The sequence below is a fragment of the Polaromonas sp. YR568 genome (assembly GCF_943369415.1).
Lineage (GTDB): Bacteria > Pseudomonadota > Gammaproteobacteria > Burkholderiales > Burkholderiaceae_C > Polaromonas.
Genome location: NZ_CALRNF020000064.1, coordinates 1 through 13,895, shown reverse-complemented (window position 1 = coordinate 13,895; position 13,895 = coordinate 1). Strand labels below are relative to the sequence as shown.

Genomic DNA, 13,895 nt, shown 5'->3' with positions numbered 1-13,895 from the left:
TGTTGAATTCCGCTGAAGTCTGACCCGAGTTTTCCATCGAATATTGACCCACACTCTTTGTGAGCAGAAGGTGCTCACGATGTGGATAAGTTCTTGGTTTTCTCCTTTTTGGGCTGAGTGTGTGGATCTGCCTCAAAGTGCGCCGCTGTTTCCGCGATTTTGTTGCCTCGATGACTAGCCAGGTGGCCAGCTTCTCGGCGTAGGGATCGAGCTTGCTTGGGGTTGCCCGCCTTTGGTAGCTGGGCTCGCTCTCTTCCGATCGCAGGTGCTTCTTCACTGTGTTGCGAGCAAGGCCTGTACGCCTTGAGATCTCGCGGATGGACATCTGATCCCTCAATGCCCAGCGTCTGATGACATTCAATGTCGCCACGTCTATCACTCCTAATTTCCCCTGCTTTTAAAACAAGCAGGGTAGTGCCTACGTGGGTCAGATTTGGATGGAAATTACTGCGTTAAGTGGATCAGATTTCGACGGAATTCAACATATTAGGTAGGAAAAATCGTCTACGGAGGGGATTTCTTTCTTCTCTCTCCCACGATGCAGATGATTTTGATCATGTGCCCAAGCGGCTCTGACCTGAATGGATAGTTGTTCATTTATCAGCATGGCCGGCTCTTGGTTGATGTTTTCAATGTCCAATGTACCGGATTGAGCTAATCAGTTATTTACCGCTGCGCTAGCGAGCGCATGAATGAGGAGCTAGCGTGCCGCCATGTACTCGTAGCTGTTGAAACGTGGCCTCGAAAAAAACGATCGCTTTTTCTATGCCGACGCGCGTGTGCAGCGCATTTACGGCGGGACGAATGAAATCATGAAGGAAGTGATTTCACGGGCCATGGGCCTGGGCGCGAAATAAGCATCGCGCGCGCACTCCATACGGAAAAAGCAAAAGCCGGCAGGCGCCGGCTTTTGCGAAGGCCAAGGCGTGAGCCTTAGTTGACGCGGCGCTCGATGACGATTTCCTCGACTTCCACGCGGCGGTTGGGCGCCAGGCAGGCAATCAGGTCCGCGAGTTTGCGGTCATTACATGTCACGACCGGGTTGCTCTCGCCCTTGCCGACGGCGGTCAGGCGGCCGGTGTTGACGCCCTTGTTGCCCAGGTAGTTCTTCACCGCGTCAGCACGGCGCTGCGACAGCTTGAGGTTGTAGGCGTCCGAGCCGATGCGGTCGGTATAACCGGTCACGGTGATGTTGCCGTTGAAATTTCCGCCCATCAGGGATTGCGCAATCTGGTCCAGCTTGGGTTGCGGGCTGGCCAGTTCGGCGCTGTCAAAGGCGAACAGTTCGGTGGCCGACAGCGTCACCTTTTCGAAGCGCGCAGGCGCTGGAGGAGGCGGGGGTGGCGGTGGGGTGACCATAGGCTGGGGTGCGGGCGGCGGGGTGTATTGCACGGGTACCGGGCGCGACGGCTTGTCAAAGTAATAGCTCAGGCCGACATTCAGGGTGTTGGTGTTGGCGTGGTCGAAGCCGAAGGTGTTGCCGCGCAGATAAGTGCGGGTGCGCCTCAGGTCCGCCTGCATGAACCACTGCTCGGACAGGCCCAGCTGGAAGCCCAGGCCCAGGTTCAGATAGGGGGAGGTCTTGCTGGTGTTCGGCAGTTTGTCCCGCTCGGCGCCGATACCGGCAAGCAGGAAGGGGCGGAAATTGCTGCTGCGGTTGAACATGTACAGCCCGTCAACGCCCAGCGTGTCCTGTTCGAAACGCCGGCCGTTGTTGGTGCCGCGGGCTATGCTGCCGCCGATCTGCATGTCCCAGGAGGGCGAAACCGCCTTGCCGAAGCGCAGCCCCAGGCCGCTGAGGTTCTTGTTGCCGTTGAACCGGGAGTCGGGGTCTACCAGGGTGACCTGCGGCATGATGTACCAGGACGCGTTGGGAATGTCGTAGGCGCTGTACGTCGAAGTGGTGGTTTGCGCCATCAGGGCGCCGGGGCTGAGGCTTGCCAGCAGTGACGCGGCTGCAAGCGGCGCGAGGTGTTTGAGCTTCATGGTTTCTCCGGGAAAACGGTTTTTGAGGTGTGTTTCTGCGCCGGGCGTTGTTTCCTCCCAAGCGTGATGCAACACTACGCCTCCAAATCTCCCTGTATGTGAGACACGGCGACTACATGGCATGCGAAAGCGCCTACGTCGCATGGCTTACGTCCAGGCATGCCCAGGAAGGCGCCTAGCCCCTGCTCAACTGCACCGCCCATGAAAAAAGCCCCGGGCGAGGCCGGGGCTTCAGGGAGGGCCGTCGCCGGCCTGGCTCGGTTCAGGACGGGTCTTTGCTGCGCGTGCGGCTCACGGCGCTGAAGATGCCTATGCCCAGGAAGATCAGCGCACCGATGCCGATGTAGAGGTGCGGCACGCCGGCAACGACGGCACCCCAGATGACACCGGCCAGGAAGACCACAAAACCGACCATGTAAAGCGCAAAGGACATGTTATTTCTCCACAAAATTGTTGTGGTTTCAATGTACGCGCCGGTTGGGCGGCTCCTATCGGGGAGAAGCGCTGATGCGTGTCAGCGCAGGCCTACCGTGCGCAGGCGGGCTCGCCTGAGGCGTGCGCCGCCTGGAGCAGCGCCGGGTCCACGGCCGGGTGGCCGTTGCCGGCATGGCGGCCGGACGGATGCATGGGACGCAGGTACTGGTGCAGCACCAGGGCGGCAGCACCCACCGCTGAAGCCAGCAAGCCATAACGCGCGACGCGCACCGTGGGAGCGGGGACGCCGGCATCGGTGGCGTAGTTTTGCAGCGTCTCCCGGGCAAGCTTCACCATGTCGGGAAAATGAAGGCATGACGCGCCGCCCACGACCAGGACGCTGGGATCGAAGGTCGTCCACAGGTTTTGCAGCAGCACGCCCAGGTAGTGTCCTGAACGCTGGACGTTCGCCAGCTGGCCCAGGGCACCTGAACCGATGAAGGCCTCCGCGCACCCGCGCCGTCCGCAGGAGCAGGCGGGACCGTCGAGTTCCAGAATGCTGTGGCCGATCTCGCCGGCCATGCCTCGCGTGCCGGTGAACAACCGGTCGTTGAGCACGATGCCCGCGCCCACGCCGACATCACAGCTCACAAAAATCAGCGAGTCCCTGCCGTCGTTGTCTGAAAACTCATATTCGCTCAGCGCGGCCGTGTCGGCTTCGTTCTGCACATGTACGGGTACCGGGGGCAGGCCTGCATGAACCAGTGCCTGGGTGATCTGCGGCAAGAAGTCCACGTTGCGCCAGCCAAGGTTGGGGGCAAAGCGGACCACGCCGGTGAGTTCGTCAAACGCGCCCGGCAGGCCGATGCCGACGCCCGAGAGTTGCGCGCCGCGCGACACGAGTTCCTCCCGGGCTACCACCGTGAGCTGGGCTATCCGGCTGCAGACGTCTTCGGGCCGGGTGCTGCGCAAAGGCTCCTGCGTTGACCACAGCACCTGCCCCAGCAGGGACACGCTGGCCACACGCAAGGTATCGACCGCCACTTCCACGCCGATCAGGCCGCGCGAGCGGCCGTCGATTTGCAGGGGGGTGGAGGGCCGTCCGACGCCGGCGGCGGCGGCCATGCTGATTTCACTGAACCAGCCCTCGTCGATGAGTTCGCGCACCAGCAGGCTGACGGTCGACTTGGTCAGGCCGCTGTCGGTGGCCAGCTGCGCGCGCGAGCGGCCCGGCTGGTGGCGAAGCAGGCGCATCAGCACGCTGCGATTGATGCGCTTGACGAGTTGCTGGTCACCTGTGGTTTTCATGGCCGATGGCATGGTATCAGGCGATATGGCGCGGCGCCTGTGCGCGTCCTTCCGGCTGCTTGCCGGCGATGATCATGCCGAGAATCTGGTCTTCGTCCAGGTCGGCCGTGCGGTAAGTGCCTATCAGGCGGCCGTTTTTCATCACACAGAGGCGGTCGCTCAGCGAAAAGACGTCCTGCATGTCGTGCGTGATCAGGAAAATGCCCACGCCTTCGGCCTTGAGCTGGAGCACCAGCCTGGCCACCATGGCGGACTCCTCCGGGCCCAGGGCGGCGCAGGGTTCGTCCATGATCAGGATGCGGGCGTTGAAATAGATGGCGCGGGAGATGGCCACCACCTGGCGCTGCCCGCCCGACAGGCGCCGCACCGGGGTATGGATGTTGGTGAAGTTTTTATTAAGGCGGCCGAACACCTTGCGTGCCTGCGCCTCCATGAAGTAGTCGTCCAGGGTATTCCATGCCGTCATTTTTTCCCGGCCCAGGAACAGGTTGGCCACGGCGTCCAGGTTGTCTGCGAGCGCCAGCGTCTGATGGATGGTTTCGATGCCCTGCTGCTGCGAATCGGCCGGTGTCCGGAGATTCACTTTCTTCCCCATCACATGGATCTCGCCGGAATCGATGGCGAAAGCGCCGGCCAGCATTTTCATGAGCGTTGATTTTCCGGCGCCGTTGTGGCCCAGCACGGCGACAACTTCGCCGGCGTACAGGTTCAGGTTCACGCCGTCCACGGCATGGACGCCGCCAAAGGCTTTGCGGATGTCCTTGAACCGGACCAGGGGTTCGGTAGTGGTTTGCATTTCAGTGATCCATTGCGCTGCGTGCCACCCGCGACACATGAAACCGCACGGCAAAGGCCAGGGACACCGCGGAACCGGCTTCGCCGGGCCGCTGGTGTGCCTTGCAGGCCGCGTGGCTGCCGGAGGCAGCCACCGCTCGACCCGTCCAGACCGACGCAGGTCGGTCTGGAGCCGCGGGTCTCGCCCCCCTTGAGGGGCTGAGAGCCGCGGCTCCAAGCCTGCCTGCGCAGGCTTGGACGGCTTCGAAGGGCCTCCGCCTCTGGCGGAGGTGCCGGGCGCCGAAGGCGCTTCGGGGGTGTTTCATCCTAGCTCTCCTGCACCCACTTGCGATAGAGCACGTCAAACACCACCGCAACAATCAGCACCTGGCCGATGATGACCATGCGTTTTCCGATGGAGACGTCCAGCAGCAGCATGCCGCTGTCCAGCGACTGCATGATAAGCGCGCCCAGCACCGAGCCGATGATGGTGCCGCTGCCGCCGGCCAGCGCGGTGCCGCCTATCACGGCGGCGGCAATCACGAACAGCTCCATGCCGGTGCCCAGCGAATTGGTGCCCGCGTTCAGGCGGGCCACCGACACGATGGCCGCGATGGTGATGAGCACCCCCAGCAGGGCAAACAGCATGAGCGTGACCCGCTTGACCGGTATGCCGACCAGGATCGCGGCATCGGGGTTGCCGCCCATGGCGTAGACATAGCGGCCAAAACGGGTCCGCTGGGAGATGAAGGACATCACCACCGCCACGGCCGCCCAGATGAGCACCGGTATCGGGATGCCCTGGGGCGCGTCCTTGTTGGGAACAAGATAGCTGTTCATGGCTGCGGCAAATGCGGCCAGCAGGGCCACGGGTGCGGCCACCAGCAATACATCCAGCCACAGGGGCCGGCCGGGCATCTCGTGGCGTGCCGAGGCGCGGCGGCGCAGCACCATGCGAAGCGCCAGCACCAGGCTTGCACAGGCGGTCAGGACCCAGGTGGCTGTCACACCGATACCGCCGTCATAGCCGCCGCCGAGTTGCAAAAATGTTTCATTGCTGATGGGCTGGGTCTTGCCGTCGGCGACCAGAAACGCCGCGCCGCGCAGGGACATCAGGCCCCCCAGCGTGACCACAAAAGACGGAACGCCCAATATGGCCGTCAGCCATCCCTGGTACACCGACACAACGAGCGCCGCGGCAAGGCCGGCGAGTGACGCCGCCGGCCAGGACCATCCCAGGGTGTATTGAAGATAGGCGATGAGCACGCCGACAAAACCGATCGCCGAGCCGACCGACAGGTCGATATGCCGCGCCACGATGATCAGCACCATCGCGGTGGACACAATGCCCACCACGGCAGTTTGCTGGGCGATGTTGTAGAGGTTTTCAGGCGACAGGAAAATACCGCCCGACAGGACCTGGAATACGCCCGCCATGACGGCGAGCACACCCCCCATGAGTACCAGCCGCCAGTCGACGGCGGCGTTGCGCAGGGATCGAACGGGAAATTGCATGGTTTTGAGGATGCGGCGCTCCCAGGCAAGCTGCAGGCCGGCGCCTTGCCTGCTTGCGCGGAACTGGGAGCGTGGTGTGGGCTGATTACTTGCAGGCGGCGACGTTGCCGGTGACTCCCCTGCAGAGTTCGTCCTTCTTGATCCAGCCGGCCTTCAGCACCACGTCGAGGTTGTCGCGGGTGATGGGCACGGGCTTCAGGAACCGGGCCTGCAGGGCGATTTTTTTCTCGCCCCCGTTCCAGGAGGTCGCGCCGTCGACCTTTTTGCCCGCACCCAGATTGACGGCCGCGCTGGCCGCCTGCTTGCCCAGGTCGCGGGCATCTTTCCAGACCGACACGGTCTGGGTGCCCATGGCCACGCGGTTCAGGGCGGCAAAGTCGCCATCCTGGCCGGACACCGGCACACCCTTGAGGCCCTTGGAACTCAGCGCCGCCACGACACCACCGGCGGTGCCGTCATTGGAGGCGACCACGGCATCGACCTTGCCGCCGTTTCGGGTCAGGATCTGCTCCATGTTTTTCTGCGCGACTTCGGGTTTCCAGCCTTCGGTGTATTCGTCGCCCACGATCTTGATGTCGCCCTTCTTGACGGCGGCGTCGATGATTTCCTGCTGGCCCTCGCGCAGGAAATTCGCATTCGGGTCGGTGGGTGAACCCTTGATCATCACGTAGTTGCCTTTGGGTTTGGCCTGGAAGACGGCACGCGCCTGCATGCGGCCGACTTCCTTGTTGTCGAAGGTGATGTAGAACACGCCGGGCGCCTCGATAAGCCGGTCGTAGGCGATGACAGGCACTTTTTGTTTGGCGGCCTTGTTCACGGCGGGCAGGATGGCGTCCTTGTCCATCGCCAGCACGATCAGGACCTTGGCGCCCTTGGCCATCAGCCCGTCAATGTCCGACAGCTGTTTTTCAGGGGAGCCCGCAGCATCCGCGCTGATGTATTTGGCCCCCAGCTTTTCAAGCTGCGTCTTGATGGCGGCCTCGTCGGTTTTCCAGCGTTCCTCCTGGAAGTTGGACCAGCTGACGCCCACCGTCACCTGCGCAAATGCGCCGGCTGCGGCCAGGCTGAGTGCCATTGCAGTGAGAGAAGTTTTTAATGTCATGGTTGTCTCCGAAGGTTCTGCCCAGATCAGGCATGTGGTTTTGAAAACTCAACTGAATCCCGGTGATCGTTCCGCTGCGAAGGCAGCACTTCCGAATTAGTTTGAACGACGCACTAATTATGTGAAGCTGCAAAATTCCGCGTGTAGGGAGAAACCCACCTGCATGCGGGGTCCCATTGGCGTTTTGGAGCGCCTCTCTAATGCCAAGGTCTTAATCGGCCAGGCGCGCCGGCGGGTATGTGCGTCTTTTGTACGCGTACGGTCCGCCAGCGGCGCTGGCCGGCCAGGTGAGTTTTTTCGCGGAAAACTTGCCGTCAGCGGGCGGCGACAGGCTCCGTCACGCCCAGCTTGATGGCCCAGCTGGACAGCGCCGGCAGGATGGACGGGTAGAGCGCCACGCCGGCCTGTTTTTGCTTTGCGGCCAGCGCAATACCTTTTTCGCCCGGTGTGCGCACCGCAGTGCCTTCACGCGCGGGGCGCGAGGCGCGGCAGGCGTCGGCCACGTGGCCGATCTGCCGCTCGAAGGCGTCCAGGCCGGCGAAGGCGCGCGGGTCCATGATCTGCAAAAACACCGTGGCGCCCCAGCCTTCCTTGGGGTCGGCACGGCCGTGGCCGGCCAGGCCGCCGGTCAGGGCTTCGACCAGCAGCGTGAGGCCGTAGCCCTTGTGCCCGGAGTCCATGCCGCCCAGCGGCAGGATGGTGCCCTTGGGTTCATCGAACAGCACCGAGGGGTTGTCGCTGGCAGTGCCGTGGCCGTCCATGACCCAGGCGGCGGGCAGGCGTTTGCCTTCCTTGTGCAGCCGGTTGGTCAGGCCGTTGGTGGTGGCCGAGGTGGAGACGTCCATCAACACCGGCACACCGCCGGTGGGAATGCCGGCCGAGACCGGGTTGGGCGTGAACACCGCGTCCAGCCCGCCGAAGGGCGCGACGCTGGCGGTGTTGGGGTCCGAGCAGGTCAGCAGCATCAACAGGCCTTTATCGGTAGCGCGCTTGAGGTAGGCGGCCAGGCAGGCGATGTGGTGGCTGCGGCGTATCACCACGGTGCAGGTGCCCTGGGTGGCGGCGCGTTCGGCGGCCAGCGCCATGGCTTCCAGCACCAGCCAGGGGCCGGGCAGGCGCCGGCCGTCCCAGGTCACCGCTGCGGGATGGTCGGCCAGCACGGTGGGCGCGCCCAGCTTTTCCATGGAACCGGATTCGAGCTCGCCGAGGTAACCGGGCAGCAAGGCCAGGCCGTGCGTGTTGTGGCCCATCAGGTCGCCTTCGACCAGGATCTCCGCAACCGCCGTGGCCTTGGCCGGCTCCAGCCCGGCGGCGGTGAGCAGGGATTGCGCGTAGTGGAGCAGGTCGTCGTGGCGGTAGTGCATGGGATTCCCGGTGGGCTGTGGAGGCGCCCGCGCAATGCGCTGCGGGCTTGCAGGGCATTTTAGGGAAGAAGGGGGCACGACGAACGACGGCGGGCGGCCCCAGGCCGCCCGCTTTTTAACTTATCACCGAACACCGTTCGGGCTGAGCCTGTCGAAGCCCTTCGACAAGCTGAGGACCGGCCCTTCGACAGGCTCAGGGCGAACGGTAGTGAGATGGGTCGCAGCTCCTGAGAGAGCTGCTCCGCGCTCAACCGAGCTTGATGCTGCTTGGGTCGGCGGTCAGGTAGCCCACAGCCGCGCCGAAGCGGTCCTTGTAGTTCGCGCGCACCAGCGGGTCCAGCACGGCCTGCACCTTGCCGTGCAGGGAGTTCCAGTCGCCGGCGTGCTGGAAGTTGCTCATGATGTAGGTCCAGCCGTTGAGGTCGTCCACCACATGCAGGCCGGTGGCTTCGGCGCCCGCGGGCATGGACATCAGGCGCGACAGCTGCCTGGTGTCGACGTTGTAGGCCCAGATGAAGTTGTTGATGTGCGAGCCGCTGTCTTCGCCGATGAAGAGGGTGCGCATTTTTTCCGAGAACTTCAGGTTGTCGGGGTTGGCGATCTTGTTGGGGTCGGCCTTGTTGCCCAGCACGTCGGCGGCAATGTCTTCGCCGATGATCAGGGCCTTGGTGTGCACCGGCATCCATTCGCTGTTGATGGCGCTGCCGCCCAGGTCTTTCTGCCCGCCTTCAAGCTTGTGCGCCATCACGCCGCCGGCCACCAGGGGTTTGTCCAGGGCGATGCCGCTGGCCGCGTTCCAGCCCTTGCCGGTCTTGACCATGGAGTCCACCATGTTCTGCAGCGCCGAGTAGGCGACCTTGTCCTTGATGTTGACGGTCGTGCCTTCCATTTTGGAGAAGCCCATGCTGCCGCCCATGAGGTAGGCGTAGCGGTGGGTTTCCAGGAAGGCGGCGGCTTTTTCCATGCCGGGCTTGACCTTGATCCAGTTCGGGTTGCCGTTGTAGAACACCTTGGTGAAGCTGGCGTCGGACGGGTCGGCCTTGAGCACCGTCATGATGTCGGCGGGCTTGAGGGTGTCGGCCATCTTTTCGATCTCGGCGCTGTTGGCGTGGCCCAGCTTGATCCAGCTGATCTTCGCGCCCTGATCGGCCGGGTTGACGGAAAAGCCGCTGCCCAGCTTGCCGACGTAAAGCGTGCCGGAGGAGAGGTCTTTTTCGCGGTCGGCCACGAAGACGAAGAGGCCGCTGTTGGTGGCGTCGTCGCCCATCAGCACGGTGCGGTTGTCGGGCATGACCTGCACGAGTTCGTGCGAGATGCGGCCCATGTTGTAGTGCTTCTTGACCGTGCCGGTGCCGTCGGGGTGCACGGTGACTTCAGGCAGGTGGCCGTAGTGGTAGGGGTTGGCCTTGTTTTCGTCGCCGTAGACGTTCTTGCTGAACTTCTTGAACTGCGCGCTTTCGGCGGCGAAAGGCGCGTCGGGCTCGTACTCTTCGCTGGACAGGTGGGTGTTCCAGGGCGAGAGGCTGGCGCCGCAGGTGATCCACAGGCCGTGGGCTTTGGACATGTCGACGTTGTGGTACTTCACGAGGCTGAGCTTGCCGGTGGAGGGGTCCTGGTCCAGCGTGAGCACGGCGATGGGCGAAGGCAGGTTGCCGTAGGCGTCGGCGCCGGCCTGGTCGCGCGTGGTGTATTCAAACTGCACGACGGCGAAGACCGCCTTGCCCTTGACGCCGGGCACGTTGGCATTCGGCAGGCCCAGCAGCGAGGTGCCGTCCGGCGAGTCGGAGAACATCTGGCGTTCCTTGCCGGGCACCGAGCGGTCGATGATGGGCTGGTTGTTGATGTCCACGTAGCCGCCGCTCAGGATGGTGCCGCCCTTGCCGTCCGGCACCATGTCGCCGGTGACGAAGAAGGGCTGGTAGGCCAGCTTGTAGCTTTGCGTGCTGTTGTCCTTGAGCTGGACCTGCAGGCTGGAGCCCACGGTGGTGGTGGCCATGGCGGCCGCGTTGGCCAGCGAAGGGGCGGCCATGGAGGCGAAGCTGGACGACAGGTAATTGCCCGCGGCGGCCGGGCCGCCGGTGGCGCAGCCCGACAGCAGGCTGCCGGAAGCCAGCGCGCCCAGCGGCAGCATGGGCGCGGTTGCCAGGAACTTCAGTGCGGTGCGGCGTGAGGGGAGGGAGGGGGAGGCCAGGTCGGACATTGTTATGGTTTCCAGTGTTTCAGGTGGGGAAGAATCGCGAAGCCGCGGCGCTGGCCACGCGCTCCGGGGGATGGCGTGGGCATGCTGCGCTGCGAGAATCTTAGGAAGCTTGTGTGACAGTTTCTTGAAACGGGCTGCCAGAAGGCTCCCGCCAGCGGTGCCGATCCTCTGCCGGTTCGGCTGCAAAATTAGTGGGGGCCGCAGGCGCCGCCCCCTCAAGGGGGAACAGGCTACACGCAGTGAGCCTGGACGGGGGTGTATCTTGTTAATGGATTATCCCCGCCGCGGGTACTTGAATATCCCGGAGCGAACCGCAAGCTTCCTTCTGGCGGGCCAAAATCCGGCCAGCGCAGAACAACTCTCAAGGCCCATCCCATGACCACCCAACTCAAAATCGATTTTGTGTCCGACGTTTCCTGCCCCTGGTGCGTCATAGGCCTGAAGTCGCTGGACCAGGCGCTGGAGCGCGTGCGCGGCGACATCCAGGCCGAACTGCATTTCCAGCCCTTTGAACTCAACCCCAAAATGGCGCCCGAAGGCCAGGAGATCACCGAGCACATCACCGAGAAGTACGGCATCTCGGCCGAGCAGGCCCAGGCCAACCGCGAGAACATCCGCGCGCGCGGCGCCCAGGTCGGCTTCAAGTTCAGCATGGCCGACGAGCCTGGCGGCGGGCGCAGCCGCATCTACAACACCTTTGACGCGCACCGCCTGCTGCACTGGGCCGAACTGGAAGGCGCGGACAAGCAGAAGGCGCTCAAGGAGTTGCTGTTCAAGACGTATTTCACCGACGGCCGGAGCCCGGCTTCGCACGAGGTGCTGGTGAAGGCCGCGGTTGAAGCGGGCCTGGATGAAGCCCGCGCACGCGAAGTGCTGGCTTCAGGCGAATACGCCGAAGAGGTGCGCGAGCGCGAACAGTTCTACCTGACGCAAGGCATCCATTCGGTGCCGGCCGTCATCATCAACGACCGCCACCTGATTTCGGGCGGGCAACCTGTCGAGGTGTTCGAGCAGGCTTTGCGGCAAATCGCTGCCGCGGGCTAGGCGTCCAATACTTCAAAGCTGCCCGACTGCTGGACCCACTCCTTGCCGTTGGAGGCAAAGCCCATGGCGATGCCGGTCTTGAGGTTGAGCGCCACCGTCAGCGTGTAGCCGCTCTCCTTGGAGAGGTAAGACACCAAGTGCACGTCGTCCGACACTTTGACGGCGGCGCTGGCGTTCTCATGGTGCTCTTTGGCACCGGGGTCGGTGCTACGCCAGGTGAGGGCGCCGTCGCGCGAAAAAGTGTGCTCGAAGGTATGGCCTTTGGTGGGGCCGTCCTGGAAGGTCCAGCGTATGGTTTTGCCGTGCAGGGACGCGGGGAGGGTGGAAGCTGTCATGAGTGTCTCCAGAAATAAGGGCCTGTGTCGCGGCGGCGAGCAGGGCGGGGTGGGCGCGACCTCAACTTAGGCCGGCCCACCCAGGCGCTTTGTCGGATGGCGGCGAAATCTTCGTAGGACAAGGGGACGCCGCGGCTTTTGCCGTGGATTCAGGCGCCGGTTTCACGCAGAATGAAATGCCCATACCGAGAAGTCCAGGAGCTGTCATTCATGCCTTACCACCTTCATTACTGGCCGAGCATCCAGGGGCGCGGCGAATTTGTCCGGCTGGCGCTGGAGGCCGCGGGCGCCGATTACGTGGACGTGGCGCGCGGCGGCGAGGAGGACGGGCAGGGCATTCCCGCGATGATGCATTTCATGGAAAGCTCAAAAGTGCAGCATCCGCCCTTCGCACCGCCTTTCCTGGTGGATGGAAAAACCGTCGTGGGGCAGTCTTCGGCCATCCTGCTTTACCTCGGCCCGCGCCTGGGCCTGGTCGACAAAAGCGAAACCCGGCGCCTGTGGACGCACCAGCTGCAACTCACGATAGCCGACGTGGTGGCCGAAGCGCACGACTCGCACCACCCGGTGGGCACGGGCCTCTACTACGAAGACCAGAAGAAGGAGGCGAAGCGGCGGGCGAAGGAGTTCAGGACGGCGCGCATCAAAAAATTCCTGGCCTGGTTTGAAACCGTGCTGGAGCGCAACCCGCGCAGCAAGATCCACCTCGTTGGGGCTCGACTGACTTATGCCGATCTCTCGCTGTTCCAGCTGGTCGAAGGCCTGCTGTATGCCTTTCCCAAAGCGGCCCGCCGCGCGCTCAAAAATGCGCCGCATGTGATGGCTTTGCATGACGGCGTGGCGCAGCACCGCCGAGTGGCCGCCTACCTCGCGAGCGAGCGGCGCATTCCCTTCAATGAGGATGGGATATTCCGGCGCTATCCGGAACTCGACGCCTGACCGTTTCTGCGCACCGGTCGTGCGCGGCGCTCTCCTACATGGCTGTCTGTGCTTGCCTGACCGCAGCGTGCCGCAGCGCACGTGACCATGGTGGCCTGTGTCCGGTGACAACATCTGATCCGGATGATTTTTAAACCAGCTTTTTCCCGCAAGGAGTACACCATGGCAGCCAAAGAATATGACTTGAACCTCGATCCCATCAGCAAAGAACCGGGTGCGCATCCCGTGGGCACCGGCATAGGCGCCGCGATGGGCGGTGTCGCCGCAGGCGCGGCCGCTGGTATGGTGGCGGGCCCTGTGGGTGCCGCCATTGGCGGTGTGGCCGGCGCCATTGCCGGCGGCCTGGGCGGCAAGGAAGCCGCCGAAGCGCTGGACCCCACGGCTGAAGAAGCCTACTGGCGCGAGAACCATACGCAGGAGGCCTATTACGAAGACGGCCGTCCGTTCGACGATTACGCGCCAGCCTACCGCCTGGGCGTGGAAGGCCGGCGCGATTACCCCGCCGGTTCGTTCGAGGAAGCTGAAATGCACCTCGCCGACCGCTGGGATACCTACCGCGAAAGCTCGACCCTGGACTGGTCCCAAGCCCGCCTGGCCAGCCGTGCGTCCTGGAACCGTGCGCACAGCCAGCTCGGCGCATTTGAAACAAGCACTGGCAACACGGTTGCCGGTGAAGTGGCCGACGACGAAGATGTGGTCGACACCCTCAACGACCTGCTCGAGTCCTGCCGCGACGGCGAGTATGGCTTCCGCGAATGCGCCGAACACACCAAAGCCGAGGACATCAAGGTCCTGCTGCATCGCCATTCGGGCGAGTGCCGCGCCGCGGGCCTGGAACTGCAGACGCTGGTACGCCAGCTGGGCGGTACGCCCGACGAAGGCGGCTCCATGAGCGGCGCGCTTCACCGTGGATG

General features: G+C 63.7%; 12 protein-coding genes and 2 pseudogenes. 4 read left to right on the top strand and 10 right to left on the bottom strand.

Features of this window, described 5'->3' with window-relative positions:
* Positions 1 to 379 (bottom strand): annotated as a pseudogene (locus tag ACLV74_RS24725) (hypothetical protein); the annotation flags it as partial.
* Positions 380 to 764: 385 nt separating this feature from the next.
* On the opposite strand from ACLV74_RS24725, the pseudogene ACLV74_RS24720 reads away from it, so the two are divergent.
* Positions 765 to 857, top strand: a pseudogene (locus tag ACLV74_RS24720) (acyl-CoA dehydrogenase family protein); the annotation flags it as partial.
* Positions 858 to 933: 76 nt separating this feature from the next.
* Here ACLV74_RS24720 and ACLV74_RS24715 read toward each other — a convergent pair.
* From ACLV74_RS24715 to ACLV74_RS24680, 8 genes are all read right to left on the bottom strand, one after another.
* Positions 934 to 1,986: an OmpA family protein gene (locus tag ACLV74_RS24715; RefSeq protein WP_411882074.1), complete on the bottom strand. Its 1,053-nt coding sequence runs from the start codon at positions 1,984 to 1,986 to the stop codon at positions 934 to 936.
* A gap of 262 nt (positions 1,987 to 2,248) precedes the next feature.
* Positions 2,249 to 2,419: a hypothetical protein gene (locus tag ACLV74_RS24710; protein ID WP_411882073.1), complete on the bottom strand. Its 171-nt coding sequence runs from the start codon at positions 2,417 to 2,419 to the stop codon at positions 2,249 to 2,251.
* Between the two features lie 92 nt (positions 2,420 to 2,511).
* The gene (locus ACLV74_RS24705) at positions 2,512 to 3,708 is read right to left on the bottom strand and encodes an ROK family protein (protein WP_411882072.1); all 1,197 of its coding nucleotides are present in this window, start codon (positions 3,706 to 3,708) and stop codon (positions 2,512 to 2,514) included.
* Between the two features lie 16 nt (positions 3,709 to 3,724).
* Positions 3,725 to 4,504: an ATP-binding cassette domain-containing protein gene (locus tag ACLV74_RS24700; RefSeq protein WP_411882071.1), complete on the bottom strand. Its 780-nt coding sequence runs from the start codon at positions 4,502 to 4,504 to the stop codon at positions 3,725 to 3,727.
* 305 nt (positions 4,505 to 4,809) lie between these two features.
* The gene (locus tag ACLV74_RS24695) at positions 4,810 to 5,997 is read right to left on the bottom strand and encodes a sugar ABC transporter permease (protein ID WP_411882070.1); all 1,188 of its coding nucleotides are present in this window, start codon (positions 5,995 to 5,997) and stop codon (positions 4,810 to 4,812) included.
* Between the two features lie 85 nt (positions 5,998 to 6,082).
* The gene (gene xylF / locus ACLV74_RS24690) at positions 6,083 to 7,099 is read right to left on the bottom strand and encodes a D-xylose ABC transporter substrate-binding protein (RefSeq protein ID WP_411882069.1); all 1,017 of its coding nucleotides are present in this window, start codon (positions 7,097 to 7,099) and stop codon (positions 6,083 to 6,085) included.
* 314 nt (positions 7,100 to 7,413) lie between these two features.
* Complete coding sequence (locus ACLV74_RS24685) at positions 7,414 to 8,463, bottom strand: Ldh family oxidoreductase (RefSeq protein ID WP_411882068.1); 1,050 nt, start codon at positions 8,461 to 8,463, stop codon at positions 7,414 to 7,416.
* Between the two features lie 247 nt (positions 8,464 to 8,710).
* Complete coding sequence (locus ACLV74_RS24680; protein WP_411882067.1) at positions 8,711 to 10,663, bottom strand: PhoX family protein; 1,953 nt, start codon at positions 10,661 to 10,663, stop codon at positions 8,711 to 8,713.
* Positions 10,664 to 11,038: 375 nt separating this feature from the next.
* Between ACLV74_RS24680 and ACLV74_RS24675 the strand changes: the two genes are divergently transcribed.
* Positions 11,039 to 11,707, top strand: coding sequence for a DsbA family oxidoreductase (locus ACLV74_RS24675; protein WP_411882066.1), 669 nt, complete (start codon positions 11,039 to 11,041; stop codon positions 11,705 to 11,707).
* On the opposite strand, the gene ACLV74_RS24670 is transcribed toward ACLV74_RS24675, so the two are convergent.
* Positions 11,704 to 12,042 (bottom strand): MoaF N-terminal domain-containing protein, encoded by a 339-nt coding sequence (locus ACLV74_RS24670; RefSeq protein WP_411882065.1) that lies wholly within the window; start codon positions 12,040 to 12,042, stop codon positions 11,704 to 11,706. The genes ACLV74_RS24675 and ACLV74_RS24670 overlap by 4 nt on opposite strands.
* Before the next feature lie 210 nt (positions 12,043 to 12,252).
* On the opposite strand from ACLV74_RS24670, the gene ACLV74_RS24665 reads away from it, so the two are divergent.
* Together ACLV74_RS24665 and ACLV74_RS24660 are read left to right on the top strand one after the other, a co-directional pair.
* Positions 12,253 to 12,981 (top strand): glutathione S-transferase, encoded by a 729-nt coding sequence (locus ACLV74_RS24665; protein WP_411882064.1) that lies wholly within the window; start codon positions 12,253 to 12,255, stop codon positions 12,979 to 12,981.
* A gap of 162 nt (positions 12,982 to 13,143) precedes the next feature.
* The coding region (locus ACLV74_RS24660) for a ferritin-like domain-containing protein (protein ID WP_411882063.1) at positions 13,144 to 13,895 on the top strand (752 nt) is incomplete at its 3' end.

What these genes read in the sequence shown, in the direction of transcription:
- ACLV74_RS24680 (WP_411882067.1), bottom strand. Translation starts at nt 10,663, where the DNA reads ATGTCCGACCTGGCCTCCCCCTCCCTCCCCTCACGCCGCACCGCACTG.
- xylF (WP_411882069.1), bottom strand. Translation starts at nt 7,099, where the DNA reads ATGACATTAAAAACTTCTCTCACTGCAATGGCACTCAGCCTGGCCGCA.
- ACLV74_RS24715 (WP_411882074.1), bottom strand. Translation starts at nt 1,986, where the DNA reads ATGAAGCTCAAACACCTCGCGCCGCTTGCAGCCGCGTCACTGCTGGCA.
- ACLV74_RS24695 (WP_411882070.1), bottom strand. Translation starts at nt 5,997, where the DNA reads ATGCAATTTCCCGTTCGATCCCTGCGCAACGCCGCCGTCGACTGGCGG.
- ACLV74_RS24665 (WP_411882064.1), top strand. Translation starts at nt 12,253, where the DNA reads ATGCCTTACCACCTTCATTACTGGCCGAGCATCCAGGGGCGCGGCGAA.
- ACLV74_RS24675 (WP_411882066.1), top strand. Translation starts at nt 11,039, where the DNA reads ATGACCACCCAACTCAAAATCGATTTTGTGTCCGACGTTTCCTGCCCC.
- ACLV74_RS24700 (WP_411882071.1), bottom strand. Translation starts at nt 4,504, where the DNA reads ATGCAAACCACTACCGAACCCCTGGTCCGGTTCAAGGACATCCGCAAA.
- ACLV74_RS24685 (WP_411882068.1), bottom strand. Translation starts at nt 8,463, where the DNA reads ATGCACTACCGCCACGACGACCTGCTCCACTACGCGCAATCCCTGCTC.
- ACLV74_RS24710 (WP_411882073.1), bottom strand. Translation starts at nt 2,419, where the DNA reads ATGTCCTTTGCGCTTTACATGGTCGGTTTTGTGGTCTTCCTGGCCGGT.
- ACLV74_RS24705 (WP_411882072.1), bottom strand. Translation starts at nt 3,708, where the DNA reads ATGAAAACCACAGGTGACCAGCAACTCGTCAAGCGCATCAATCGCAGC.
- ACLV74_RS24670 (WP_411882065.1), bottom strand. Translation starts at nt 12,042, where the DNA reads ATGACAGCTTCCACCCTCCCCGCGTCCCTGCACGGCAAAACCATACGC.